Genomic DNA, 25,279 nt, shown 5'->3' with positions numbered 1-25,279 from the left:
CCGCCACCTCTAAACCAGTTGTCATTGTTGCGGTTGTCACTGTTTTTTCCACTGTGAAAAGACACGTAAGCCTATGCCTTAACATCCGTTCAGAACACAGAGAGTGCAAACTCATGTCGATTTTTGATCAAGCAATCCAGCGTTCGGTGCAGTGGCAGGATTGGCGTTGGCAGCAAAAGAATGCCATCCGCGATGAACCGGCACTGCGGGCCGCTTGCGGTGGTTGGAATGAGGAAACCAGCGCGCATATCGAACACAACTTACGAGACCGCAAGTTGCAGATAACGCCTTATTATATTGACCTGATCAAGCGCTCACTCACCGATGGCGAGGTGATGGACCATCCGCTGTGGCGCCAAGTGGTGCCCTACTGGAGCGAGCAGGTCGCTGGCGATTACGACGGTACCTCGGAGAACTGGGAACTCGGCCACGAGATGAAAACGCCGATCTGCCAGCACAAATACGACAACCGCGTAATCCTGCGCATGACCAACACCTGCAACGCCTATTGCCAGTTCTGCTTCGAAGCGCTGCGCACTTTGCAGGTGGGTACCGAGAAGGCCAATGCCAGCGCCGACTCGTTCAAGGACTCGCTCGAGTACATCCGCAACAACCCGGCCATCGAAGAGGTGATTTTGAGCGGTGGTGACCCGCTGATGCTCGCCGACCGCAAGCTCGAAGAGAACCTCGCCGCCCTGCGTGGCATCCGCGACGACCTGCTGATTCGCCTGCACACACGGGCCTTGAGCTTTAACCCGTTTCGGGTAACCGATGAGTTATTGGCCATGCTGGAAAAGTACAAGGTCAATGCGTTTGGCGTGCATGTTTGCCACCCGCTGGAACTGAGTGCGGACTTTGCCGTGGCGGTTAAACGTATCCAAAGTGTGGTGCCGATCGTGTTCTCCAACATGCCGTTGTTGCGCGGCGTGAATGACAATGAAGCGACCTTGCATAAACTGTTTATTGACCTGTATCGGCTGGGCGTAAAACCATATTACTTGTACCACTTCATGCCGTTTTCACCTGGGGCTTCGGAATATAAAGCATCGATAAGCCACGCCATCGCTATTATGGATCGCCTCAAGCGGCGTGTGTCCAATATTGCCATGCCGGAATATGTACTGCCGCATGCACAGGGCAAGTTTACCGTGCCGCTGCTGGACTTTGAAAAGCCGCAAGACTTGCCGCACTTTGAAGTGCGCGATGGGCAGCGTCATTACCGTTTCCGTAATTGGGAAGGGCAGTGGTGCAGTTGGCAGGATGCCTGAAGTTATTGACGCATGAGGCGGTATTAATGATGAAACAAGATGCCATTCTTTTTATTGATGTGGATGACAGTGCTTCCATTCGCTATAGCTACCGTGAGCCGCACTTTGTTGCGGCCCGGGCCAAAGGCCTGGTGTGTTTGACTGCGGGTCTGGCGGGGCGCAAGCACCTGCAACGGCTGCAGGACGACAGTGATGAAGTGTTCCTGCTCGATACACTCAGCGAGCCGGCCATTCTCGACTTGGTGGGCGAACTGGATGGGCGCTATCAGATCCGCGCGATTTTCTGCCAGGCTGGTCATTCATCTGCGCTGGGGCAAGTCGGTTGCATCGTAGCGCAGGCCAGTCAGCGCCTGGGCCTGGTGTACAGCTGCCCGCAAGCCATTGCCGCGTGCAACAACAAGTACCTGATGCGCCGGGCGCTGAGCCAGCATGGCGTGCTCTCCGTGCCGTTCGCGCTGTGCAATGACGAACAACAACTGCAGCAAAGCGCCGAGCGCATGGGCTATCCGCTGATTGCCAAACCGCCGTTTGGTGGCGCTTCGGCGTTTATCAAGCAGTGCTTCAACTGGGCCGAGTTAAGCCGGCACTATGCGCAATTTCGCAGTGGCCACGCTAACGCGGCTTACGCTGATTTCTATGGGTGTGAGCACAGCCTGTCTGACGAAGATGGGCAGCAACGCCAATACATTCCAGGGCACAGCCTGTTGTTGGAAGGGTTTATCCAAGGCATTGAAGGCAGTGTGGAGTGTGTGATCGTCGGCGGGCACGTCCATGCGCTGTTGATCAACGAAAAACTGATGTTGACCGAGCGCAGTGGCACGGTGCTGGAGAACCTGCTGATTTGCCCGCCCACGTCTTTTACCGACGCCCAGTGCGAGCAGATCCGCCAATACGCGGGGGATTGCCTGCGCGCGGTGGGGCTGACCAACGCGCTGGTGCATTTTGAATTTCGCATGACGGCGGCGGGGCCGGTGGTAATTGAGATCAACCCGCGCGTCGGCGGGCTGTATGTCAATGCGGCGTTCCGCGACTTTGCCGGCATTGACCCATACGACCTTTATCTGTCCCTGCTGTTGGGCGAGCCGGACCTGAATGCCCGGTTGCAAGCCTGTGCGCACAACATCGCAAGTGCCTCCCAGCATTACTCGATGCTGGCGCTCTACCCGGAGCACAGTGGTCAGTTTAAGGGCATTGAGGGGATGCAGTTCCTCGATGAGCACCTTGCGGTGCTGGAGTATTTCCAGCAGGAACCCGGCAACTGCATCGATGCGGATATCGAAGAGCATTACTTGCTCAAGTGCTGGGCCAAGGTTGACGATGCTGCCGACGCCCACGCCGTGCATGATGCGATCCGGCACAACCTGCGCGTGATTATCGACAGTAAGGTCTAGCGATATGGATATCCCACAGATTGGCGCGCACTTGCGCGAGCACCACTATTGTCACCGTCGGGACTTTGGCCAGTTGCTCAAGGTCGAGCCTGGCGAGGAGCAAAGCTTTCGCGCCTACTGGGCAAACCTGGTGCGCGACGAGGCGTTCAAGGCATACACCCATCGCGAACGGCGGATCCTGCGCTATCGTTTATCTCCGTCGCGGCAGTTGCAGATCGACCGCACGACCGCGTTCAAGTCGCCGGTCACCTATGCCGTCAACTATCGCCAAGGCGTGAACCACCTGAGTTACAGCGAGGAGGGCTTTATCGAGCACCCACTGATGCAGAAATTGCTCGCCACCGACTTGGCGGTGATCGAACCGCACCTGGGCGCGCATGCCTACACCATTGATATCCACCAGTTTCGCGTGCGTGCAGAGGGGCCATCGGCCAGCCCGACCACCTCGGGGATTCACCAGGACGGCCTGGATTGGGTGTTCATGCACTTTATTGGCCAGAGCAACACGGTGCCGGTGGTGTCCGAGGTGTTTACCGCTGAGGCGGAGCAAAGCCGCGTGCTTAACCTGGCGATGGAGCAGTTCCTGGAAACCATCGTGATCAACGACCGTGGGCTGTATCATCGCGCCGGCGCTGTGCGGGCGCAGGCCGATTCGGCACCGGCCTGGCGCGATGTGCTGCTGGTGAGCCTGCGCGGCGTGGCGGCTGATGACGTTCGGGTAGAAGACGAGGTACAACCGGCATGAGCGACGTTCAGCCCTTGGGCCTGTCGACCCGCAACGCCCGCTTGATCATCTTTGCGCGGGGCGTGTCGGACTTCGGCGCCTTCCTCAACATGGTGGCGCTCTCGACCTACGTTTACTGGCTCAGCCAAAGCGTGGTGTTTGTCAGTGTGTTCCTGGCGTGCCGGGTGACGGGCGGGATTGTCGCCAGCCTGTTCGGCATCCCGTTTTTCCGGCGCTTCCCGGGGCGCAGTACCTTGGCCGGGCTGGACATGGCCCGCGCGCTGTTACTGGTGCCGCTGCTGGTGCTGATCCCGGCGCATCAGCTCAACGTGCTGCCGTTTATCGCGTTCGGCATCGGCCTGTGCAATTCGCTGTTTGCCATTGGCCTCAATAGCCAGTTGCCGACCTGGGTGGCGCTTGAACAGCGGGTGAGCACCAATGCCTGGATCACCTCGGCGGCGGCTACCGGTGCGGTGTTTGGCAGCCTGCTCTCCGGCGTGCTGATCGCCACGGGCGGATTCGAGGCGGTGTTTGCCGTCAACATCGGCACTTACGTGATGGCGGCCTGCCTGATCCTGCCGTTGCGCGCCTTGTATTCAGTCGCCGTTGCCGCGCACCGTGGGCTTGCGGCCGAATGGCACGAGTTGACCAAGGGCTTGCGCGGTGCGCCGGTGTTGGCGGCGATGTTGTTGATCAGCATGCTCGACACCCTCGGCAGCGCTGCACACAACGTCGGTTGGCCGGTGCTGTCGCAGTACATTTCGCCGGACACCGCGAAAACCGTCATGGGCTACCTGCTGGCGGTGTGGGCCTGCGGCAAGTTCGTCGGCGCGCGCCTGGCCAGTGCGTTGCTCAAGGGCCGTGGCACCCAAGGCATGGAGCGCTGGTTCATGGCGGGTGTGGCGCTGATGTCCAGCGGCTTTATCCTCACCTTTCAGCAAACCGAACTGTGGCTGGCGCTGCTGTTGGTGGTGTGGGCCGGGCTCGGTGATGGTATCTCTGAGGTGGCGCTGGTTTCCCGTGCGCAAAGCGAACCCGATAGCTTGCGCCTGCCGCTGTTCAGCTTGTTGACGCTGATCCAGATGGCCGGCTTTGGCGTGGGCATGCTGGTGGTGGGGCCGTTCTACCTGACGTGGACGCCGGCCCAGGTGATTGTGCTGTTCCATGGGCTGCCATTGACGGCCTTGGTGATCATGACGGTATGGCTGGGTGTCAGCGCCACGCGGGGCGTCAGATCGACAACCCCTTGAAGTGCTCCTGCAAAAATTCCACGCAGGCGCGCAATTTGCCGGAGTAGGCCAAACGTGTCGGGTACACCGCCCACACGTTGGCGCTTTGGGTGTAGGCGTGCAGCACCTGCACCAACTTGCCCTGTTCCAGCAGTGGTTTCACGTCCCACATCGAGCGCAGTAACACACCGCGCCCGTCCAGGGCCCACTGCAACACGATCTCGCCATTGTTTGAAGAAAGCGGCCCGCGCACGCGCACGCTTTCGGGCGTGCCGTCACGCTCCAGGTTCCAGATGCCGAAGGCGTTGTCGCGCTCCTTGAGCACCAGGCAGTCGTGCTGTTCCAGGTCGCTCAACTGTTGCGGGGTGCCTTTGCGTTGCAGGTAGGCCGGCGCTGCGCACAGCACCCGGCGGTTGCTCACCAGCCGCCTGCCAATGTGCTGGCCGGGGATGTCATCGCCGACACGGATTTCCAGGTCAAACCCTTCACTGACGATATCCACCACGCGGTCGAACAGGTCCAGGCGGATTTCCAGGTCCGGGTACTGCTCGGCCAGCAACGACAGGGCCGGCGCTACGTGGTTACGGCCGAAACCGAAGCTGCTGCACAGGTGCAGATGCCCGCGCGGGCTGTCGTGGGCGTCGCTCAACTCATCGGACAGTTGCTGGAAATCTTCAAGGATGCGCACGGCCCAGCGTTGTACCCGCTCGCCATCTTCGGTCAGGGCAATGCGGCGGCTGGTACGGTGCAGCAGGCGCGTGGCCAGGGTGGTTTCGAGGATCTGAATGCGCTTGCTCACATACGCAGGCGACAGCCCCAGTTCATCGGCGGCGGCAGCGAAGCCGGCCTTGCGGATCACGGTGAGGAACACCCGCAGGTCTTCGGGTAAGGGCACGGTATCTTTCTTATGAGTCATCAGAAACAGGCGTGGCGGCATGAACCGCCAGAATAGCACCGGATCGGCACGCCTTCCGGCATGCCGGGCCGTTATTGCTTACTCAGCGGCGATCTTCGCCTGCGCCGCAGCCCGCGCATGGCGGCCATGCTTGAGGGCAATAGGGGCCATTTTTTCGCGATCCAGCTCACCCTCCCAGGCAGCCACCACCAATGCCGCGACGGCATTGCCGATGATATTGGTCAGCGAGCGGCACTCGGCCATAAAACGGTCGACACCCAGGATCAGTACCATCGCCGCCACCGGCACAGTCGGCACCACGGCCAGGCTCGCGGCCAGCGCCACAAAACCTGCACCGACTACCGCACCGGCGCCCTTGGAGGTGAGCATGGCCACCGCCAGCAAGGTCAATTGTTGCTCCAGTGGCAGGTGGATATTGGTCGCCTGGGCCAGGAACAACACCGCCAAGGTCATGTAGATATTGGTGCCGTCGAGGTTGAAGGTGTAGCCGGTCGGCACCACGATGCCCACCACGCCTTTGGATGCGCCGAGGCTCTCGAGTTTCTGGATCAATTGCGGCAGTGCCGACTCCGACGAGCTGGTGCCCAGCACAATCAACAGCTCCGACTTGATATAGCCCATCAACTTGAAAATGCTGAAGCCGGCGTAGCGCGCGATGCTGCCCAGCACCACGGCCACAAAGAAAAACGCGGTGAGGTAGAACGTACCCACCAGCTTGAGCAGCGGCAGCAATGAACCCACGCCGTATTTGCCGATGGTGAAGGCAATCGCCCCAAACGCCCCGATCGGCGCCACGCGGCTGATGATGCCGACGATGCGAAAGAACACTTCGCTGGCCTGGTTGATCACGCCCACCAATGGCCGGCCTTTTTCCCCGACCATCACCAGGCCGACGCCGAACAGTACCGAAACAAACAGCACCGGCAGGATTTCGCCCTTGGAGAAGGCATCAAAAAACGTGGTGGGGATCACGTGCAGCAAGAACCCGGTAATGCCTTCGCCATGTTCGGCCTGGCCGACGAAGCCGGCGATGGCCGAGCTGTCGAGGGTCTTCACATCAATGTTGAAACCCACGCCCGGTTGCAGCAGGTGCGCGGCGAGGATGCCGATCAGCAGGGCGATGGTGGAGACGATCTCGAAGTACAGCAGCGCCTTGCCGCCGACGCGGCCGACCTGTTTCACATCGTGCATGCTGGTGATACCGGAGACCACCGTGCAGAAGATGATCGGGCCGATGATCATCTTGATCAGCTTGATAAACCCGTCGCCCAGGGGCTTGAGGTCGATACCGATTTGCGGCCAGACATGGCCGATCAACACACCCAGCGCGATGGCGATGAGCACCTGGACATACAGGGTTCCCAGCAGTTTTCGGATTGTCATTGTTATTATCTCGGGATGTTTTTTGGGCAAAGCGAACCCATCGCAGGCCATTGGCAGCCTGCGAGGCGGGTGTTTCAGATCACGGTGTCAGTGCATTCAGCGAAGGAAGGCCAGGACTTCGCCCAGCAACAACTCAGGGGCTTCTTCGGCAATGTAGTGCCCGGCCGGCAGCGCCTTGCCACGCACGTCGGTGGCGACTTTCTGCCATTCCTTGAGCGGCTCGAAGCAGCGGCCGACGGTGCCTTCGGCGCCCCACATCACAAGAAGCGGCAGATTCAGGTGGTTGCCGGCGTCGATGTCGGCCTGGTCGTGCTCAAGGTCGATGCCGGCGGCAGCACGGTAGTCCTCGCAGATACCGCGAGCGGTGCCGGGCAGTTGCAGGCAGCGCAGGTATTCGGCGAAGGCTTCATCGGTGAACGGTTTGAGCCCGGCACTGCGGCTGCCCATGACGCTGCGCAGGTACAGCTCGGGGTTGCTTTCGATCAGCGCTTCAGGCAACGGCGCGGGGCGGATCAGGAAGAACCAGTGCCAATAGGCGCGGGCGAAGGCTTCGTTGGTTTGGGCGTACATCGACAAGGTGGGGGCGATGTCCAGCAGGACCATGCGCTGCACGGCGGCGGGGTGGTCCAGGGCCAGGCGATGGGCGACGCGGGCGCCACGGTCGTGGGCCAGTACCGAGAAACGCTCGAAGCCCAGGGCTTGCATCAGCTCGACGCCGTCGCGGGCCATTTCGCGTTTGGAGTAGTTGGTGTGATGGTCGTTGGCGGGTGGTTTGCTGCTGTCGCCATAGCCGCGCAGGTCGGCGGCGACCACGGTGAAGTGCCGGGCCAGCTGTTCGGCGATTTTGTGCCAGATGACGTGGGTTTGCGGGTGCCCGTGCAGCAGGAGCAGACCGGGACCTGTACCGCCTTTGCGGTAGCTGATGTCCACGCCGTTGACGTGGCACTGGTCTTTTTGGAAACCGGCGAACATGGGATGACTCCTCTTTGTAAGTGCTTGCATCGTGGAATCACCCGGGGTTTGGGGCAAGGGGGAAAGCGTGGAGGGGTTGTTCATGAAGTGTGTAGGAGCGGGGTACATATCCGTTGCTGCGGTAACGGCTACTTAGGGTTCCGCACTGACGGCGGGTCACTTTTGGCAGTGCAAAGCAAAAGTCTATCTACCTGATGCAGCGCAGTCTAAATGTGGGAGCGGGCTTGCTCGCGAATGCGGTGCGTCAGTCAATTCATCTGTCACTGACCCACCGCATTCGCGAGCAAGCCCGCTCCCACATTGGATATGCAGGGTTATTGAAACTTCAGCCTTGCTTGAACATTTCCATGGCCCGCTCGCGAATCTGCGCTTCAGTCAGGTCTTCCTTGCGCGTAGCCAAAAACCACAGATGACCAAAGGGATCCTTCACGCTCGCCGAGCGGTCGCCGTAAAACTGATCTTTTGGCTCAGACACCGAAAGGGCGCCTGCCTCAATGGCCTGTTGGTACTGCGCATCCACGTCGTTCACATACAGGTGCAAACCAACGCTGGTGTGCTCACCGGGATTACGCAGGGCCATGTCGGCACACGGCGAGCCGAGCATGATCGCCGAGTCACCGATACGCAGCTCGGCGTGACCGACCTTGCCGTCGGGCATGTCCAGGCGCATGACCTGGGTGGCGCCAAAGGCTTTCTGGTAAAACTCGATGGCCTCAGCGGCGTTGTCGATGCCCATATACGGCGTAACGCTGTGATAACCCTCTGGGATTGGCTTAACGCTCATATCGTTCTCCTTGGATGGTGGTTGTGGAGGCACGGCCTTTTCACTATAGGCCACGTAGCGCGTGCCCTGCGGCGAGCCGACGAGGTGTTGGCCAGGCAACAGTGAACCGGCAGATTGCTGCGTTGCCAGCGGTCCGGAATCGCGCTTTTACAGCCAAACCTGCGGTTTCAGGGCCCGGCACAGAAGCTGCAATGCCTCAGGCAAACCATTCGCCCGAGAGCGTTGTATGCCTGTACTGCCCGTGTCTGCCGATTACCCGATCCACACCCCGAACGCCGAACTGATTCGCGATGAAGCTCAGGCGATTGCTGTCGCCCACCGTGTCGCTGCCGTGCTGCTTGAGCACGCTGCCGAACGCGACCGCACCCGCCACGTGCCCGCCGACGTTGTGAACCTGTATTCCAACAGTGGCCTGTGGGGCATCAGCGTGCCGCGCGAATTCGGTGGGGCTCAGGTGTCCTACGCAGTGCTGGCCCAGGTGATCGCAATTATCTCGGCGGCCGACCCGTCGCTGGGGCAGATCCCGCAGAACCACTATTGCCTGCTCGAAGACATTCGCCTGCAAGGCACGCCACAGCAGCAGGCGCATTTCTTTAGCCTGGCGCTGCAGGGGCATCGGTTTGCCAATGCGCTGTCGGAAACCGGCGGCAAGCACGTGCAGGACATTCGCGCCACGATTCGCCCTGAAGGCGACGGTTATGTGATCAACGGCCGCAAAGGCTATTGCACCGGCTCGCTGTACGCCCACTGGCTGGCGGTGCTGGCGTTGGATGAGCAGCAAAATGCGCAGTTGGCGTTCGTAAAGCGTGGCACCGAAGGGCTGGCGGTGGTGGATGACTGGGACAGCATGGGCCAGCGCACCACTAGCAGCGGCACGGTGCTGGCAGAGAACCTGTGGGTACCGGCGTTCAATCTGTTTCCCACGCATAAATCCTACGATTCACCGACGCTTGCCGGCCCTTTCGCACAGCTGACCACCGCCGCCATCGACGCCGGTATTGCCCGCGCCGCACTGCGTGACACCGTGCGTTTCGTGCAGCAATTCGCTCGGCCGTGGATCGATGCCGGGGTAGAAAAAGCCAGCGAAGACCCGCTGACCATCATCCAGGTCGGCGCTCTGGATATCCGCCTGGAAGCCGCTGAAGCCTTGCTGGAACGCGCAGGTCTGGCCCTGGACGCCGCGCGCCCGGCGCCGACTGAAGATAACGTCGCCCACGCCTCCCTGGCGGTGGCGCGGGCCAAGGTGCTCACCACCGAGATCGCCATCGAAGCCAGCAACAAAGTGTTTGAACTGGGCGGCACCCGCTCGACCTTGAAGACGCACAATTTCGACCGCCACTGGCGTAACGCGCGGGTCCACACCCTGCACGACCCGGTGCGCTGGAAGTACCACGTGGTGGGCAACTGGTTGCTCAATGGCACCCAGCCGCCACGTCACGACTGGTCATAACCCATGGCCGAATGGTTCAAGCACATCTACTGGGCCGACATCGGCCAGGCCTGCCTGGAAACCTTGAGCATGCTCGGCGCCGCCCTGGCGTTTACCGTGCTGCTGGGCTTGCCGCTGGGCGTGTTGCTGTTTCTGACCGGCAAACGCCAGTTGCATGAAGCGCTGGTGGTGTATCGCCTGCTGTCGGTGGTGGTCAACGTGCTGCGTTCACTGCCGTTCATCATCTTGCTGATTGTGCTGATCCCGCTGACCACCTTGTTGGTGGGCACTTCACTGGGCGTGCCGGGCACCATCCCGCCGTTGGTGGTGGGCTGCACGCCGTTCTTTGCGCGGCTGGTGGAAACCGCGTTGCGCGAAGTCGACCGTGGGGTGGTCGAGGCCACTCAATCCATGGGTGCGAGTACCTGGCAGGTGATCCGTCACACGCTGTTGCCGGAAGCCCGAGGCGGGTTGCTGGCCGCCGTCACCGTGACCGCGATTGTGCTGGTGGACTACACCGCCATGGCCGGCGTGATCGGTGGCGGTGGCCTCGGTGACCTGGCGATTCGCTACGGCTACCAACGCTTCCAGACCGACGTGATGGTGGTCACCGTGGTGCTGTTGCTGGTGCTGGTACAGGCATTACAGATGACCGGCGACCGTTTGGTGGCGCGTTATAGCCGCCGTTAATTTTTATAAAACTAGCTTTGGAGCCTGCATGAAAAAGTCCCTGGCCATTTTGGCCGCTGTTCTGTCGTTCAATGCGTTTGCCAATGAAACCTTGGTGGTCGGCGCCACACCCGTGCCGCACGCGGAGATTCTCGAGTTCGTCAAACCGGTACTGGCCAAGGAGGGTGTGGATTTACAGATCAAAGTCTTCACTGACTTTATCCAACCCAACCAGCAACTGGCGCTGAAAAATATCGACGCCAACTACTACCAGTACCGGCCATTCTTGGATGACTACAACAAGACCCGCCACACCGACCTGGTGCCGGTGGTGGGCGTGCATATCGAGCCGTTTGGGGCGTATTCGACGCGGATCAAAAATATCTCGGAACTCAAAGACGGCGCCACCGTGTCGATCCCCAACGACCCGGTCAACACCGGCCGCGCGCTGGTGCTGCTGGATGAGGCCGGGTTGATCATACTCAAGGATCCGAGCAACACCCTCAGCACCCCGCGTGATATTGCCGAGAACCCCAAGCACCTGAAAATCCGCGAACTGGAAGGCGCCTTGCTGGCGCGTTCGGTGAGCCAGGTGGACCTGGCGTTTGTGTTTGCCAACTACGCGCTGGAGGCGGGGATTGATACCAACAGTGCGTTGATTGTGGAGAAGGGCAAATCCTTGTACGTCGAGTATCTGGTGGCGCGGCCGGACAACATCAACGACCCGCGCATTCAAAAGCTGGCCAAGGCGTTGAATTCGGATGAGGTGCGCCAGTTCATTCTCACGCGTTACAAGGGCCAGATAGCCCCGGGCTTTTAAGGCACAACCTCCATCCATGGGGCAGGGCTTGTGTGGGAGCTGGCTTGCCTGCGATGCAGGCGACTCGGTCTGTCAGTCAAACCGAGGTGATGCCATCGCAGGCAAGTCAGCTCCCACATTGATCGCATTGCCAACTCAGGCCGGCGTGGTGGGCTCCAGCAACTGGGCGCCTGGCCCTTGCTCACCTAACTGATCGTCCTGATTACGCAACGGACACGCCTCCAGCGACAAACACCCACAACCAATACAGCCACTGAGTTTGTCGCGCAGCAGCATCAGCTTGTTGATGCGCTGATCCAGATCCTCGCGCCACAGCGCCGACAAGCGTTCCCAATCCTGTGCAGTGGGCGTGCGCCCATCCGGCAACGTCTGCAACGCCTCGCCAATGGTCGCCAATGGAATACCCAAACGTTGTGCGATTTTGATCACCACCACGCGCCGCAACACATCCCGTGGGTAGCGCCGCTGGTTGCCGGCGTTGCGGTTACTCTTGATCAACCCCTTGGACTCATAAAAGTGCAGTGCCGTAACCGCCACGCCACTGCGAGCGGCGAGTTGGCCGACGGTGAGTTCCTTGGTAAGCATAAAAAACTCCAGATAAGCGCTTGACCTTGACTTAACTAGAGGTTTTACCCTGCGTGGCATCGAATCGCAAGATTCTGCCTACAGAGAGAGGGGAGTGTTCATGCAGGTATCAGAGAAAAATCGCAGCTTCACTCAGTTGATCGAGTTTCAGATCGAACCTCAGCAGCAATTTGCCCTGGTGGCCGCCTTGTCCACCCAGAGCGAGCGCCTGGCCCAGGGCCATGGCGGCTTTATCAATGCCAGTGTGCAAGTTAGCGACGATGGGCGGCGGGTGCTCAATTACCTGCAATGGCGCTCGCGCGAAGACGGCGAGGCGGCGTTCAAGTGTTTTGAGCACGGCGAGGAAGACTTCTGGACGCTGATTCGCGCCCACCAGGCCACGGCGGTGACCTTCGGTTCATTTCAAGTGCTGCGCAGTTTCGAGCGCAGCCATGACAACGCGTTGCACTGCCGCCTAAATGGATAAGTGCAGCATGCGCTCGCCCTGCACGTTTTCGCCGGGTCGGCGTTTGTTCACTGCCAGCTCGCCGATCTTGATCAGGCGTGTGCGCGTGACGTTGCGGCTCAAACCCAGCAGGTTGGCGGTGTGCACCTGGTTGTAATGGCTGAAACGGTAGGCGGCGCGCAATAGCGCGTCTTCGACTTTTTCATGCAGGGCGCCGGCCTGTTCTTCAAAAAGCTTTTGAAAGGCGCGGGCCAGCAAGGCTTCGGCGCTGTTGTCGGTGCCGTGCTGGCTGTCGTCCTGGCGTTCGATGCGCATGTTCGACAGGCGCAGATCATCACGCTCGATCACGCCATTACGGCAGATCAGCAAGGTGTGGTGAATCACGTTTTCCAGCTCGCGGATATTGCCCGGCCAGCTGTAGCTTTTGAGCTTGTGCTCCGCCTCACGGCTGATGGTGATCGGGCCGTAGCCCAGGCGCTGGCTATAGGCTTCGATAAAATGCCGGGTCAGCGGCAGGATATCGCCGGGGCGCTCGCGCAGTGGGCTGAGTTCGAGGCTGACCACATCCAGGCGGTAGTAGAGGTCTTCGCGAAAGTGCCCCGCGTTGATGGCTTTTTCCAGCTGCACGTTGGTGGCCGCCAGCACGCGCACATCAATCGGAATGCTCTTGCGCGAACCCAGGCGCACGACTTCGCGTTCCTGTAGAACGCGCAATAATTTGACCTGGATCGCCATCGGCAAATCGCCGATTTCATCGAGGAACAGGGTGCCGCCGTCGGCCTCTTCGAACCAGCCGGCCTTGGCGCTGAGGGCGCCGGTAAACGCGCCTTTTTCATGCCCGAACAATTCGGCTTCCACCAGCGATTCGGAAAACGCGCCGCAGTTCACCGCCACAAAGGGCCGGTTGCGCCGCGCACTGAGGTTATGAATATGGCGCGCCACCAGCTCTTTGCCGGTGCCGGTCTCGCCGATGATCAGCACACTCGCTTCGCTGGGTGCCACTTGTTGGATATGGTCGAGCAACGCCTGGGATTTGGGGTCTTCGAAGACCTGGGCCGTGGCGCGAATCGAGGTCGCGAGGGCGGGCGAGGGCGGTAAGGTTAACAGCTGCATGGGCACCTCTCTCAGGAGTAGAACGTGGGAATCGGCAGGGACTGGTTCAACGCCCAGTCCCCCAGTTCGTGGAGTTTGTAATCCACCGGGTCGTGCAGGGTTTGCGTGCGCAAGTTGCGCCAGTGGCGGTCCAGGCGCAGCGAGGCATGGGTCGAGCGCGCGCCGGTAACTTCAAACAGGCGGCTGCACAGGTCCAGGCCTTGGCGGGTGGCGGCGACTTTGGCGGTGGCGATTGCAATCGCCAGTTCGCCGCGTTGCTGTTCGCTGAGGCTGGCACCTTTGGCCCAGGCCTGGTCGAGCAATTCGCCAGCGCGCTCGACCAGCAGGCGCACGCCTTCCAGGGCCACCCAGAATTCGCCGTAGTGGTGCAGCACGTAAGGGTCCTGGCGCACATCGCCCGCCGAAGATTTGTGCCACGCACGGGTTTCGGTGAGGGTGTAGTTGCGTGCTTCTTCAAAGGCGCCTTCGGCAATCCCGAGAAACATATACGTGAACGTCAACTGAGCGATCAGCGGGCGCAGGCAGGCGAAGGGCGTGCTCAACGGGCCGGGATCGAGCAGCAACTCCGACTCTTCGACGCGCACCCGTTCAAAGCTGGCGCTGCCGCTGTCGGTCTGGCGCTGGCCGATGTTGTTCCAGTCGTTATGCAAGGTAATGCCGCTGCGCCCGCTGGGAATCGCGGCGATCAGCAGCTTGCCGCCGGAGCTTTCATCCACGGCGGAGGCAATGAGCATTTCCGAATCGCTGGCGCCGGAGCAGAAGCTCTTCTTGCCGGAAAATTCGCGCCAGCCGCCGAAATCCTTAACCACCGTGCGCGTGTCCAGCGGGTTGAGGGCATTGCCCCAGAACCAGTTTTTGCGTGCGGTTTGTTCGAACCACGGCTGCCATTGGTCCGGGCGCGCAAACAGGCGCACGGTGGCGAGCATCAGGTGGTGAAAGCCGAAGACATGGGCAATGGAGCTGTCGACCTTGGCAAACTCGCGCACGATGCCCAGGGTTTCGCTCCAGCGTGCGCCGAGGCCGCCGTATTGCGTGGGGATGCTCAGGGCCAGCAGACCGCTTTGGCGCAGCGCATCACGTTCGGCCTTGGGTGTGCCGCCGCGCTCATCGCGTTCAACGGCGGTGAGGGCGAATTCGGCGGCCAACAGCTTGGCGGTCTGCAAGGGGGAAGGCAGGACGCTGTGGGGTTTGGCTGTCACACGGGGTTCCTCAATGTCTGTCTGGCGATCACGTTCAAATGTGGGAGCTGGCTTGCCTGCGATAGCATCACTGTGGTGCAACTGAAACACCGCCTCGTCTGCATCGCGGGCAAGCCCGGCTCCCACAGAACAGCAGTGCCCACACGAAGTGGAACTCAGTGCACTCAGGCTTTGGTGTTCGGCAGCACATCATTGGCAATCATTTCGCCAAACGGCCCTGTCAGGTTGGTGATACCGCGCCCGGCGAGGCTGGCGTAAGGCTCCGGCAGCAGCGGGAACACCAACTCGGCAAAGCGATAGGCTTCTTCCAGGTGCGGATAGCCGGAGAAGATGAAGCTCTCGATGCCAAGGTCGGCGTATTCCTTGATGCGTTCCGCCACTTGCTGCGGGTTACCCACCAACGCGGTGCCGGCACCGCCGCGTACCAGGCCGACGCCGGCCCACAGGTTCGGCGCGATTTCCAGGTTATCGCGGCGCCCATCATGCAAAGCCGCCATGCGCCGCTGGCCTTCGGAGTCAAAGCGCGAGAAGGATTTTTGCGCGGCGGCGATGGTTTCATCGCTGATGTGTTCGATCAGTTTGGCGGCGGCTTTCCAGGCCTCCTCTTCGGTTTCGCGCACGATCACATGCAGGCGAATGCCGAACTTGACGGTGCGCCCATGACGGGCGGCGCGTTCACGTACGTCGGCAAGTTTTTGCGCAACGGCGGCAGGCGGCTCACCCCAGGTCAGGTACACGTCGACCTGCTCGGCGGCCAGGTCGTGGGCAGCATCCGACGAACCGCCGAAGTACAGTGGCGGATACGGCTTCTGCACCGGCGGGTAGAGGGCTTTGGCGTTCTGCACACGCAGGTGCTTGCCTTCAAAGTCCACCGACTCGCCCTGCAACACACGGCGCCAGATCTGCAGGAATTCGTCGGAGACTTCGTAGCGTTCACTATGGTCGAGGAAGCTGCCGTCGCCACGGTTTTCGTCGGGGTCGCCACCGGTGACTACGTTGATCAACAATCGGCCGTTGGACAGGCGGTCCAGGGTCGCGGCCATGCGCGCCGACACCGTGGGCGAAATAATCCCCGGGCGAATCGCTACCAGGTAACGCAGGCGTTCGGTCAACGGCACCAGTGCCGAGGCAATTACCCAGGAATCTTCACACGAGCGCCCGGTAGGAATCAGCACACCAAAGTAACCGAGGCTGTCAGCCGCTTGCGCCACCTGCTTCAGATAATTGAGCGTGACCGGGCGCGCACCTTGGGTGGTGCCGAGGAAATGGCCGTCGCCATGTGTGGGCAGAAACCAGAAAACATCCATGACAAATCCTTAAGCGATTTTCAGCAGAGAAGGGGAGTGCGCGGCAAACAACGGCGCTGCGCGTTCTGCGGCCAGTTGAATGCGGGCTTTTAATAACTCGCTGGTTATTTGGTAGTCGGTGAAGTCGGCCTCGGTGGCGTACACGCCGATCGGCAGGGTCAAGGCCTGGAAGAAGCTGAACAGCGGACGCAACTGGTGATCGAGGACCAGTGCATGGCGCTCGCTGCCGCCGGTGGCCGCGAGCAACACCGGAGTGTTGATCAAAGCGTTGAGGCCAACCAGGTCAAACAGGTGCTTGAGCAGGCCAGGATAAGAGCCGCGATACACCGGCGCGGCAACGATCAGCAGGTCGGCCTGTTCGATGGCCAACAGTTGCGTTTCGACCTCGGCCGGCAGTTCATCGCGTGAGAGTGCACCGCCCAAGGGCCGGGCAATGTCACCCAACTCGATCAGGGTGGTCTGGATCGGCAGCAACGTGGCCAGTTCGGCCAGCACAGCTTGGGTCAGCACCAAGGTGCGCGATGGGCGCCAGGTTCCGCCGGAGAGGGCAACGACATTCAGGGGACGGGACATCAACAGTTCCTTTTTCAACAGGGGTGGGTAGCAGGTGAGGTGTGACGTGTTGAGCAAGAGCTGTACCAATGGCTGCAAGCCTTGATTGGCATGGGCTGCAGACGACCTGTTGAAAAAGAAGCTGTTGCCTGGTTGCGGTTATGTTGAATGGCTGTTGCCTGGGCAACAGTTGCGTGGCGAACAGTGTCGGTTCGCAATAGGGCTATTTATAGAAGGTTAGGTTTATTCCGTAAACGAACTGATTTCCATATTTATAGAACATAAATGAATATGCATGGTTCGCTATCGAAGACGCCGTAACTGTTGATAGCGACTATCACAGGGGATGATTTTTCACTGCGCAAGGGCGGGAGTAGCCTGTGTTCATTGACTACAAACCTCCTTCGCAGGGCCTTCACCATGAACCACTTCCTGGCTGTTTCCTTAATAGTTGTGAGCGCTGTCCTTGCCGGATGTGCGACCCACCCGTCACCTGAGTCGCGTCCTTATACCGCCGAAGAAACCAAGCAATTGGCCCTTGAAGCCTTGAGCCGTCGTGGCCTGTCGTTTGATGAATATCAACAGCAGCGCGCCGCGTTGACCGGCCAGCCACAGAAGCCGTTCGGCTTCGACCACCAGGGCGAAATGAACGCCGAACGCAGCGTGGTGATGCACGGTCGCCCCAGTTGAGCCGGCGCCAAGTGGCAAAAAGCCCGAGGATTCCCTTAAGGAACCTCGGGCTTTTTGTTTGCCATTGGGATACTTCAGCCTGTTAAGCTGAATTTCAGGAGCGTTCCTACGCACATTTACATAAAGTGGTCCTTCTTTTATGGCATCCGACGGGTTAAACCTGACGACCTCTGTTCCGGTCGATGCCACCCGAGGCGCTGTCCTGGGGAATACGCTCTGCGAGTCTTAATGTCATGAATAAACGTCCGTTGTATTTCGACTACGCCGCCACCACGCCGGTGGATGAGCGGGTCATTCAAGTGATGGTCGAGTGTCTGGGCTTCAATGCCAACTTCGGCAACCCTGCGTCCAGCTCCCATGCGTTCGGTCAGGCGGCTCGGCACACGGTCGAGCAGGCGCGACGCCAAGTGGCCGAGCTGGTCGGTGCCCAGCCTGAGCAAATTGTCTGGACCTCCGGTGCCACAGAATCCAACAACCTGGCGATCAAAGGCGTGGCCCAGGCGCGAGGTGTGGCAGGTGGACATATCATCACCAGCCAGATCGAACACAAGGCTACGCTGGACACGGCGCGGCAGTTGCAGGAAGCCGGCGTGGCTGTCACTTACCTGGTACCGGACGCTGAAGGCTTGATCAGTGCCGAAGCTGTCAGTGAGGCCTTGCGCGAAGACACCTTCCTGGTGTCGCTGATGCTGGTGAACAACGAGCTGGGCACCCTCAATGACATCCCCGCCATTGGTGCACGTGTACGTGAGCACGGCGCGTTGCTGCATGTGGATGCGGCGCAGGGGGCGGGCAAGGTCGCGATCGACCTGGCTGAATGGCCGGTGGACCTGATGTCGTTTTCGGCGCACAAGCTGTACGGCCCCAAGGGCATTGGCGCGCTGTATGTCGGCCCGCGTGCGCAGCAGAAGGTGCTGGCGCAGATTCACGGCGGCGGCCACGAAGGTGGGTTGCGCTCCGGCACCCTGGCGACTCACCAGATTGCCGGCATGGGCACTGCCTTCGCCTTGGCGGCGCAGTCCTTTGCTGAAGAAAAAGCCGCCATCGTCGCGTTGCGTCAGCGCCTGCTCGATCAGTTGGAAACGCTTGCCGGCGTGCGCCTTAATGGCAGCGCCACCCAGCGCATTCCGCATACACTGAGCCTCACGTTCACCGAGGGCGAATTCAATTCCGCCGCACTGAGCGCAGGCATCGCGTTTTCGGCCACCTCGGCGTGTAATTCGGCGAGCAATGCGCCGTCCCACGTGCTTCTGGCTTTGGGCCATGACGCGCGCAGCGCCGGTCGGACTATTCGCTTGAGCCTGGGCCGGTTTACCACCGAGCAGGATATCGACGCGGCCGTGCAGTTGATCAAGGCCGCACTCGCCAGTGCGCCGGCGTTCTGGGCGGTCTGATTTTTCAGTCACAACACATAACAATTATGAGTGGTTAGCAGGAGACATGATGAGTACGCAGCCTTTGACCCATGGAACGGTTCCCCAGCGCCTGGCGCATACCCGCGAACTGATGCGCCGCGAGGGCATCCATGCCCTGCTGGTGCCGTCGGCCGACCCGCATCTGTCCGAGTACTTGCCGGGTTACTGGCAGGGGCGGCAATGGCTGTCGGGGTTTTATGGCTCGGTGGGCACGCTGATTGTGACCGCGGATTTTGCCGGTGTGTGGGCCGACAGCCGTTACTGGGAGCAGGCGAGCAAGGAACTCAAGGGCAGCGGCATCGAACTGGTGAAACTGCAGCCAGGCCAACCCGGCCCGCTGGAATGGCTGGCCGAGCAAACCCCGGAGGGTGGTGTGGTCGCGGTGGACGGCGCAGTGATGGCCGTGGCCTCGGCGCGTACCCTGGGCGGCAAGCTGGCCGAGCGCGGCGCTCGCCTGCGTACCGATATCGACCTGTTGAATGAAGTCTGGCAAGACCGCCCGGCCTTGCCGAACCAGCCGATCTACCCACACCTGCCGCCGCAGGCGACGGTCAGCCGGGGCGACAAACTCGCCGCCCTGCGTGCCAGCTTGAAAGAGAAGAGCGCCGATTGGCACTTCATTGCGACCCTGGATGACATCGCCTGGTTGTTCAACCTGCGCGGCGGTGATGTGTCGTTCAACCCGGTGTTTGTGTCCTTTGCCTTGATCAATCAACAGCAGGCCACGCTGTTCGTGGCGCTGAGCAAGGTCGATGCCGAGTTGCGCGCGGTACTGGAGCGCGACGGCGTGACCTTGCGCGACTACAGCGAAGTGGCAGATGCGCTGCGTGCAGTCCCGGCGGGCGTCAGCCTGCAAGTTGATCCGGCACGCGTCACCACCGGTTTGCTGGAAAACCTCGATGCCGGCGTCAAGCTGGTCGAGGGCTTGAACCCGACCACGTTGGCCAAGTCGCGCAAAAGCCTGGCGGACGCCGAACATATCCGCCAAGCCATGGAGCAGGACGGCGCAGCGCTGTGCGAATTCTTCGCCTGGCTGGACAGTGCGTTGGGTCGTGAGCGCATCACTGAGCTGACCATCGACGAACACCTGACTGCCGCACGTACCCGTCGCCCCGATTATGTGTCGCTGAGCTTCAACACCATCGCGGCGTTCAACGCCAACGGTGCGATGCCGCATTACCACGCCACCGAAGAAGAGCATGCATTGATCGAAGGCGATGGCCTGTTGCTGATCGACTCCGGCGGCCAGTACCTGGGCGGCACCACGGATATCACGCGAATGGTGCCCATCGGCACGCCGAGTGACGAGCAGAAGCGCGACTGCACGCGCGTGCTCAAGGGTGTGATTGCCCTGTCCCGTGCGCATTTCCCCAAGGGCATTCTTTCGCCATTGCTGGACGCCATTGCCCGTGCGCCGATCTGGGCCGAAGGCGTGGACTACGGCCACGGTACAGGTCATGGCGTAGGCTACTTCCTGAACGTGCATGAAGGCCCGCAAGTGATCGCCTACCAGGCTGCCGCGGCACCGCAGACCGCGATGCAGCCGGGGATGATCACCTCGATTGAGCCAGGTACCTATCGCCCGGGTCGCTGGGGTGTGCGCATTGAGAACCTGGTGTTGAACCGCGAAGCCGGCAAAACCGAGTTTGGCGAGTTCCTCAGGTTTGAAACCCTGACCCTGTGCCCGATCGACACCCGTTGCCTGGAGTCGTCGTTACTGACGGCGGATGAGCGCGAGTGGTTTAACGCTTACCACGCCGAGGTGCGTGAACGCCTGAGCCCGCTGCTCAGTGGTGCGGCTTTGGAATGGCTGCAGGTGCGTACCGCCGCTATCTGATCGGTTGCAGTTCAGGGGCCAAGGCCAGGGCGTCGGCGAGGTAGTCGACGAACGCCTTGACCCTGGCTGACTGGCGCCGATTGGGCGCCGACACCGCATGGATCGGCAGCGATTGCGGGGTGTAATCCTGTAACAGTGCAACCACGCGGCCGGCTTTGAGGTCATCGGCAAACAGCCACAGGGGCGACAGCGCAATGCCAAGCCCCGTCAACACCATCTCCCGCACCGCCTCAGAGTTATTACTCTGGGCGTTGCCGGTGATGCGCACCGCGTGGCGCTTGGCGTCCTTTTCGTAAATCCACTGGTTCTGGCTGCTCAGCAAGTTGAAGAGCAGGCAGTTGTGCTGCGTGAGATCTTGTGGGGTGTGTGGGACGCAGTGCCTGGCAATGTAAGCCGGGCTCGCCACGGTGACGCGGTGGGTGGTGCCGATCTGTCGCGCAATCAGGCCGCTGTCGGGTAATTCGCCGATACGCAACGTCACATCCAGGCCTTCGCTGACCAGATCCTGAAGATGGTCGTTGAGTTGCAGGTCAATGTGCACGTCCGGGTATTGCTGCAGGAAACCGTGCAAACGCGAGGCGATGTGCAGGCGGCCAAAGCTGACCGACGAGCCGATGCGCAGTGGGCCGGCGATGGTTTCCTTGCCCGTTTGGAAACTGTGTTCCGCGGCATCGACGGCCGACAGGATTTCACGGCAATGGTTGTAGTAGCGTTGACCTTCGTCTGTCAGTGATAAGTGCCGAGTGCTGCGGGCAATCAGCTTGCCGCCCAATTCGGTTTCCAGCGCACGCAGCACTTTGCTGATGGTCGGCTGGGTGGTTTGCATCTCCCGGGCGACGGCGGAAAAACTACCGCGTTCGATGACCCGCACGAAGATTGCCATTGCGTTGAGTTTGTCCATCGGTTGCCTCATTCATGCCATACGCGCATGGTCACTATAGCTTTTTAGCGTCTTATCGGCATGAGTGTGGCGGCGGATCATGCCCACATCATCAACCCACCGAGATCGCCGATATGACTGATATGCACGCTTTGGTAGTGGACGCCGCAGACGCGCCGTTCCGTTTGGCCAGGATCCCCAAGCCTGTGGCGGGTGCCGGGCAGGTGCTGGTCCGGGTCAAGGCCAGTGGCCTTAACCCGTTGGACGCGAAAATCCGCGCGGGCCAGGCAGCCCATGCCCAGCAACCTTTACCTGCCGTTATTGGTATGGACCTGGCGGGCACCCTTGAGGCCGTCGGTCCGTTGGCGGGCGATTGGCAAGTGGGCGATGACGTCTATGCGCTCGGGGCCGGGATCGGCGGTATTCAGGGGGCGTTAGCTGAGTATGTGGTGGTTGATGCGCGCCTGCTGGCGCGAAAACCTGAACGTTTGAGCATGCGCGAAGCGGCGGTGTTGCCGTTGGTATTGATCACTGCCTGGGAGGGGCTGGTGGACCGGGCGCGGGTGGGCGTGGGGCACACGGTGTTGATCCAGGGTGGCGCCGGCGGTGTAGGGCATGTCGCCGTGCAATTGGCGATTGCCTACGGCGCGCGGGTGTACGCGACCGGCTCGGCGCGGCATCGGGCAACCATTGAGGGGTTGGGCGCCACCTTCATCGACTATCAGCAGCATACGGTCGAAGAGTATGTGGCGTTGCACACGGCGGGTGAGGGTTTTGACATTGTGTATGACACCGTTGGCGGCGCGACGCTGGATGCGTCTTTCCGGGCCGCCAAGGTGTATCACGGGCATGTGGTGAGCTGCCTGGGCTGGGGGCAACATAGCCTGGCGCCTTTGTCGTTTCGCGGGGCGACCTATTCCGGGGTGTTCACATTGTTGCCGTTGTTGACGGGCAAGGGGCGTGAGCACCACGGGCGGATACTCTCTGACGCCGCCTGGTTGATCGATGCCGGCAAACTCTTGCCGATCATGGGCCCGCGTCACTTCGACCGGCATACGGTAAACGCCGCCTACGATTTGCTCGCAAGCGGTGCTCAAGGACGCTTGGCAATCGAGTTTTAGCGTAGTGCTTCGCGCACAAACTCCAGACGGTCCTGACCGAAGAACAGGTCATTGCCTACAAACATGCTGGGTGCACCGAATACCCCGCGCTGCACAGCCTGTTCGGTTTTATCCTTGAGGGCGGCTTTTACCTTTTCATCATTGGCCAGGTTCAGGACTTCCTCTGGGTCGAAACCGGCTTCACTCAGCACAGCGGCCACGACGACGGGGTCGCCCAAGTGGCGACCTTCGACCCAGAGGGCGCGAAACAGGCAGTCGATGAAGGCCTGGAAGCGCTCGGGTTCGCGTATCTGGATACCCATGACGGCACGCATCAGCATCAGGGTGTTGATGGGGAAGTGCGGGTTGAATTTGAGCGGTACGTTGTAGCGTTTGGCGTATCGCGCCAGGTCATTAAACATGTAACGCCCTTTGGCGGGCACAGTGATGGGCGAAGCGTTGCCGGTCGCTTTGAATACGCCACCCAGCAGCATGGGTTGATACACCAGTTGCGCACCGGTCTCGGCGCATAGCGCAGGCAATTGCGTATAGGCCAGGTAAGTGGCCGGGCTGCCGAGGTCGAAAAAGAATTCCAGGGTTTTACTCATGGTCGATTCTCACTGCTTATTGTTGTTCTTGATTAGGGGCGGCGTGTTTACCAGGGTTCATTCCAGGGGCGCAGGTCCAGTTCGAAGGTCCAGGCGTCGCGTGGCTGGCTGTGCAGGTACCAATAGTTGTCGGCGATGTGGTCAGGGTTGAGGATGCCATCCTGGTCTTTCTGCGCGTATTTTTGCGGGAAATTGTCGCGAATAAAGTCAGTGTCGATGGCGCCGTCGACCACCACGTGGGCCACATGGATGTTCCGCGGCCCCAGCTCCCGCGCCATGCTTTGTGCGAGCGCGCGGATGCCGTGTTTGGCGCCAGCGAATGCGGCAAACCCTGCAGCGCCACGCAGTCCGGCAGTGGCACCGGTGAACAAAATAGTGCCGCGTTCGCGGGTGACCATGCGCTTGGCGACTTCGCGAGCGTTCAGGAACCCGGAGAAGCAGGCCATCTCCCAGATCTTGAAATATTTGCGCGCGGTTTCTTCGAGGATGCTGCACGGCACGTTGGCGCCGATATTAAAGACGAAGGCTTCAATGGGGCCCAGCTCGGTTTCTATCTGTTCAACCAGCGCGATCACGTCGTCTTCTTTACGCGCATCACAGGCAAAACCGTGGGCTTCGCCGCCGGCAGCCTGAATGCTGTCGACCAGGGGCTGCAGTTTATCGGCACTGCGACGGGTGACACAGGCTACATAGCCTTCACGGGCAAAACGCCGGGCAATGGCGCCACCGGTTGCATCACCGGCACCAACCACCAATACGATTTTCTTGTTGGGTGTCATGGGAACTCCGTTGCTCTAATGTCGAGCAGGAGTGTAGCCGCAGGAGGGCGAAGGGCATGGCAAGAAGGAGGAGCAGCCGGAAGTGGACTGCTCGGGCGGTCATTTACAGATGACGATCATGCTGCGGCTGGTGTAGCCGGCAGGGTTGATGCCGAAAGGATAGTCACCGGGCTCCTCGGAATTGTCACCGGATTTGGCGATAACCCGGTAGCCCTTGGCGCCGCAGGAGTTGGCTGCACTGGTGTAGCACTGGTCCCAGGAGGAGGACAGGCCGGAACAGTTGATGTGCATGCCTTTTTTGCCCCGTTTCACTTCTGTCTTGGTGGTCGCAGCACAGCCAGCAATACCCACGACCAGTAACAGTATCAAAATTCGTTTCATTACTATCCTTATAGCCGCGTCGCAAAAAGGCTCGATGCAGGCTTTACTCGCTCTCGATTGTAGCGTTCAGCAGTCCCTGTCGAAATTCTCCATGAAAGACATTCGTTTACGGCCTAAACATGGCCTAAATGAGCGGCAAATACCAGAGCTACCTGCGATCAGAATCAATCGGCTGGCACCAACGGTTTGGATTCATTGCGCATCGTCAGTGTGGCACCTACGGAGGCCAAGATAATGCAGGTGATCGCCAGCCATTGCGCGAGGGACAAGTGCTCTTGCAGGAAGAACAGACCGGAGAGGGCGCCGAACGCCGGCTCAATGCTCATCAAGGTGCCGAAGGTGCGAGCGGGCAGACGAGTGAGTGCGACCATTTCCAGGGTATAGGGCAAGGCGGTCGACAGGATGGCGACACCGATGGCAACGGGAATCAGCGAGGGCGTCAGCAGTGCGGCGCCAGCATGGACGATGCCGATCGGCGCCACGAACAAAGCGGCGATCATCACACCCAGGGCGGCGGTTTGCACGCCGTTGTCGTTGCCGGCTTTTTGGCCAAACAGGATGTAGAGTGCCCAGCAAACGCCGGCACCCAGTGCGTAGGCGGCGCCGGTCAAGTCGATGCCGCTGCTGGTTTCTCCGGTGGGGATCAATAGCAGCAGGCCCGCGATCGCGAGGCCGATCCATACAAAATCCACCGCCCGGCGCGAGGCATAGATAGCCACGGCGAGCGGGCCGGTGAATTCCAGCGCTACCGCGATGCCCAGAGGCACTGTGCGCAGTGACATATAGAAGAGGAAGTTCATGCC

The 25,279-nt window shown here is 60.6% G+C and carries 26 protein-coding genes (1 of these 26 only partly in view); 12 read left to right on the top strand and 14 right to left on the bottom strand.

All coding sequences use genetic code 11. The annotated features are described in order from the left end of the window. Nucleotides 1-113: 113 nt before the first annotated feature. From K0H48_RS24635 to K0H48_RS24620, 4 genes are read left to right on the top strand one after another with little or no spacing between them, the layout of a single operon-like run. On the top strand, nucleotides 114-1,268 hold the full coding sequence (locus K0H48_RS24635; protein ID WP_219269505.1) for a KamA family radical SAM protein: 1,155 nt from the start codon (nucleotides 114-116) through the stop codon (nucleotides 1,266-1,268). A 26-nt stretch (nucleotides 1,269-1,294) separates the two neighbouring features. Further along, nucleotides 1,295-2,659: an acetyl-CoA carboxylase biotin carboxylase subunit family protein gene (locus tag K0H48_RS24630; protein WP_257627099.1), complete on the top strand. Its 1,365-nt coding sequence runs from the start codon at nucleotides 1,295-1,297 to the stop codon at nucleotides 2,657-2,659. 4 nt (nucleotides 2,660-2,663) lie between these two features. Beyond that, nucleotides 2,664-3,404 carry a 2OG-Fe dioxygenase family protein gene (locus tag K0H48_RS24625; protein ID WP_219269504.1) on the top strand — a complete coding sequence of 247 codons (741 nt, stop codon included), beginning with the start codon at nucleotides 2,664-2,666 and terminating at the stop codon, nucleotides 3,402-3,404. After that, nucleotides 3,401-4,633, top strand: a complete 1,233-nt coding sequence (locus K0H48_RS24620) for an MFS transporter (protein WP_219269503.1) — start codon at nucleotides 3,401-3,403, stop codon at nucleotides 4,631-4,633. Before K0H48_RS24625 ends, K0H48_RS24620 begins: the two co-directional genes overlap by 4 nt. Here the strand turns inward: K0H48_RS24620 and K0H48_RS24615 are convergent. From K0H48_RS24615 to K0H48_RS24600, 4 genes are all read right to left on the bottom strand, one after another. Next, nucleotides 4,614-5,528, bottom strand: coding sequence for a LysR substrate-binding domain-containing protein (locus K0H48_RS24615; RefSeq protein ID WP_219269502.1), 915 nt, complete (start codon nucleotides 5,526-5,528; stop codon nucleotides 4,614-4,616). The two genes, K0H48_RS24620 and K0H48_RS24615, sit on opposite strands and share 20 nt — an antisense overlap. A gap of 78 nt (nucleotides 5,529-5,606) precedes the next feature. Then, entirely contained in the window at nucleotides 5,607-6,911 is a 1,305-nt protein-coding gene (locus K0H48_RS24610; protein WP_219269501.1) for a dicarboxylate/amino acid:cation symporter, read from the bottom strand. Between the two features lie 96 nt (nucleotides 6,912-7,007). Then, nucleotides 7,008-7,883, bottom strand: coding sequence for an alpha/beta fold hydrolase (locus tag K0H48_RS24605; protein ID WP_219269500.1), 876 nt, complete (start codon nucleotides 7,881-7,883; stop codon nucleotides 7,008-7,010). A gap of 325 nt (nucleotides 7,884-8,208) precedes the next feature. Further along, nucleotides 8,209-8,667 (bottom strand): VOC family protein, encoded by a 459-nt coding sequence (locus K0H48_RS24600; RefSeq protein WP_219269499.1) that lies wholly within the window; start codon nucleotides 8,665-8,667, stop codon nucleotides 8,209-8,211. A 226-nt stretch (nucleotides 8,668-8,893) separates the two neighbouring features. Between K0H48_RS24600 and K0H48_RS24595 the strand changes: the two genes are divergently transcribed. From K0H48_RS24595 to K0H48_RS24585, 3 genes are read left to right on the top strand one after another with little or no spacing between them, the layout of a single operon-like run. Next, entirely contained in the window at nucleotides 8,894-10,117 is a 1,224-nt protein-coding gene (locus K0H48_RS24595) for an SfnB family sulfur acquisition oxidoreductase (protein ID WP_219269498.1), read from the top strand. Between the two features lie 3 nt (nucleotides 10,118-10,120). Further along, nucleotides 10,121-10,786, top strand: a complete 666-nt coding sequence (locus K0H48_RS24590) for a methionine ABC transporter permease (protein WP_219269497.1) — start codon at nucleotides 10,121-10,123, stop codon at nucleotides 10,784-10,786. 28 nt (nucleotides 10,787-10,814) lie between these two features. Then, a complete protein-coding gene (locus K0H48_RS24585; RefSeq protein ID WP_219269496.1) occupies nucleotides 10,815-11,585 on the top strand; it encodes a MetQ/NlpA family ABC transporter substrate-binding protein in 771 nt (256 codons plus the stop codon). A 135-nt stretch (nucleotides 11,586-11,720) separates the two neighbouring features. On the opposite strand, the gene soxR is transcribed toward K0H48_RS24585, so the two are convergent. Continuing rightward, the gene (gene soxR, locus K0H48_RS24580; RefSeq protein ID WP_219269495.1) at nucleotides 11,721-12,170 is read right to left on the bottom strand and encodes a redox-sensitive transcriptional activator SoxR; all 450 of its coding nucleotides are present in this window, start codon (nucleotides 12,168-12,170) and stop codon (nucleotides 11,721-11,723) included. A gap of 100 nt (nucleotides 12,171-12,270) precedes the next feature. Here soxR and K0H48_RS24575 point away from each other — a divergent pair, with 100 nt between their 5' ends. After that, nucleotides 12,271-12,636: an antibiotic biosynthesis monooxygenase gene (locus K0H48_RS24575; RefSeq protein ID WP_056859702.1), complete on the top strand. Its 366-nt coding sequence runs from the start codon at nucleotides 12,271-12,273 to the stop codon at nucleotides 12,634-12,636. Here the strand turns inward: K0H48_RS24575 and K0H48_RS24570 are convergent. The 4 genes from K0H48_RS24570 to msuE form a co-directional block, all read right to left on the bottom strand. Further along, entirely contained in the window at nucleotides 12,625-13,728 is a 1,104-nt protein-coding gene (locus K0H48_RS24570) for a sigma-54-dependent Fis family transcriptional regulator (protein WP_106580595.1), read from the bottom strand. The two genes, K0H48_RS24575 and K0H48_RS24570, sit on opposite strands and share 12 nt — an antisense overlap. A gap of 11 nt (nucleotides 13,729-13,739) precedes the next feature. Further along, nucleotides 13,740-14,927 carry an acyl-CoA dehydrogenase family protein gene (locus tag K0H48_RS24565; RefSeq protein WP_219269494.1) on the bottom strand — a complete coding sequence of 396 codons (1,188 nt, stop codon included), beginning with the start codon at nucleotides 14,925-14,927 and terminating at the stop codon, nucleotides 13,740-13,742. Between the two features lie 164 nt (nucleotides 14,928-15,091). Further along, nucleotides 15,092-16,234 (bottom strand): FMNH2-dependent alkanesulfonate monooxygenase, encoded by a 1,143-nt coding sequence (gene ssuD / locus K0H48_RS24560; RefSeq protein ID WP_219269493.1) that lies wholly within the window; start codon nucleotides 16,232-16,234, stop codon nucleotides 15,092-15,094. Between the two features lie 9 nt (nucleotides 16,235-16,243). After that, nucleotides 16,244-16,807, bottom strand: coding sequence for an FMN reductase (msuE, locus tag K0H48_RS24555; RefSeq protein WP_017136343.1), 564 nt, complete (start codon nucleotides 16,805-16,807; stop codon nucleotides 16,244-16,246). Nucleotides 16,808-17,206: 399 nt separating this feature from the next. Here msuE and K0H48_RS24550 point away from each other — a divergent pair, with 399 nt between their 5' ends. The 3 genes from K0H48_RS24550 to K0H48_RS24540 all read left to right on the top strand — a co-directional run bounded on the left by K0H48_RS24550 (nucleotide 17,207) and on the right by K0H48_RS24540 (nucleotide 20,728). Next, nucleotides 17,207-17,476, top strand: coding sequence for a hypothetical protein (locus K0H48_RS24550; protein ID WP_017136342.1), 270 nt, complete (start codon nucleotides 17,207-17,209; stop codon nucleotides 17,474-17,476). A 233-nt stretch (nucleotides 17,477-17,709) separates the two neighbouring features. Continuing rightward, a complete protein-coding gene (locus K0H48_RS24545) occupies nucleotides 17,710-18,870 on the top strand; it encodes a cysteine desulfurase family protein (RefSeq protein ID WP_219269492.1) in 1,161 nt (386 codons plus the stop codon). 49 nt (nucleotides 18,871-18,919) lie between these two features. Then, nucleotides 18,920-20,728: an aminopeptidase P family protein gene (locus K0H48_RS24540; RefSeq protein WP_219269491.1), complete on the top strand. Its 1,809-nt coding sequence runs from the start codon at nucleotides 18,920-18,922 to the stop codon at nucleotides 20,726-20,728. Here the strand turns inward: K0H48_RS24540 and K0H48_RS24535 are convergent. Further along, nucleotides 20,721-21,629 (bottom strand): LysR family transcriptional regulator, encoded by a 909-nt coding sequence (locus K0H48_RS24535; protein WP_219269490.1) that lies wholly within the window; start codon nucleotides 21,627-21,629, stop codon nucleotides 20,721-20,723. The genes K0H48_RS24540 and K0H48_RS24535 overlap by 8 nt on opposite strands. Before the next feature lie 122 nt (nucleotides 21,630-21,751). Here K0H48_RS24535 and K0H48_RS24530 point away from each other — a divergent pair, with 122 nt between their 5' ends. Then, the gene (locus K0H48_RS24530; protein WP_219337603.1) at nucleotides 21,752-22,729 is read left to right on the top strand and encodes a zinc-dependent alcohol dehydrogenase family protein; all 978 of its coding nucleotides are present in this window, start codon (nucleotides 21,752-21,754) and stop codon (nucleotides 22,727-22,729) included. Here K0H48_RS24530 and K0H48_RS24525 read toward each other — a convergent pair. The 4 genes from K0H48_RS24525 to rhtA form a co-directional block, all read right to left on the bottom strand. Continuing rightward, the gene (locus K0H48_RS24525) at nucleotides 22,726-23,316 is read right to left on the bottom strand and encodes a 2-hydroxychromene-2-carboxylate isomerase (protein WP_219269489.1); all 591 of its coding nucleotides are present in this window, start codon (nucleotides 23,314-23,316) and stop codon (nucleotides 22,726-22,728) included. The genes K0H48_RS24530 and K0H48_RS24525 overlap by 4 nt on opposite strands. Before the next feature lie 47 nt (nucleotides 23,317-23,363). Beyond that, the gene (locus tag K0H48_RS24520; RefSeq protein WP_219269488.1) at nucleotides 23,364-24,095 is read right to left on the bottom strand and encodes an SDR family oxidoreductase; all 732 of its coding nucleotides are present in this window, start codon (nucleotides 24,093-24,095) and stop codon (nucleotides 23,364-23,366) included. 99 nt (nucleotides 24,096-24,194) lie between these two features. Further along, entirely contained in the window at nucleotides 24,195-24,476 is a 282-nt protein-coding gene (locus K0H48_RS24515; RefSeq protein ID WP_017136337.1) for a hypothetical protein, read from the bottom strand. Nucleotides 24,477-24,640: 164 nt separating this feature from the next. Beyond that, nucleotides 24,641-25,279 carry the 3' portion of a threonine/homoserine exporter RhtA gene (gene rhtA / locus K0H48_RS24510; protein ID WP_219269487.1) on the bottom strand. 249 nt of this gene lie beyond the right edge of the window, so the window shows 639 of its 888 coding nt (coding positions 250-888); the start codon falls outside the window, past its right edge; its stop codon occupies nucleotides 24,641-24,643.

Origin of the sequence: Pseudomonas sp. Xaverov 259, from assembly GCF_019352915.1 — a bacterium.
GTDB lineage: Bacteria > Pseudomonadota > Gammaproteobacteria > Pseudomonadales > Pseudomonadaceae > Aquipseudomonas.
This window is presented reverse-complemented; position numbering and strand designations above follow the sequence as displayed.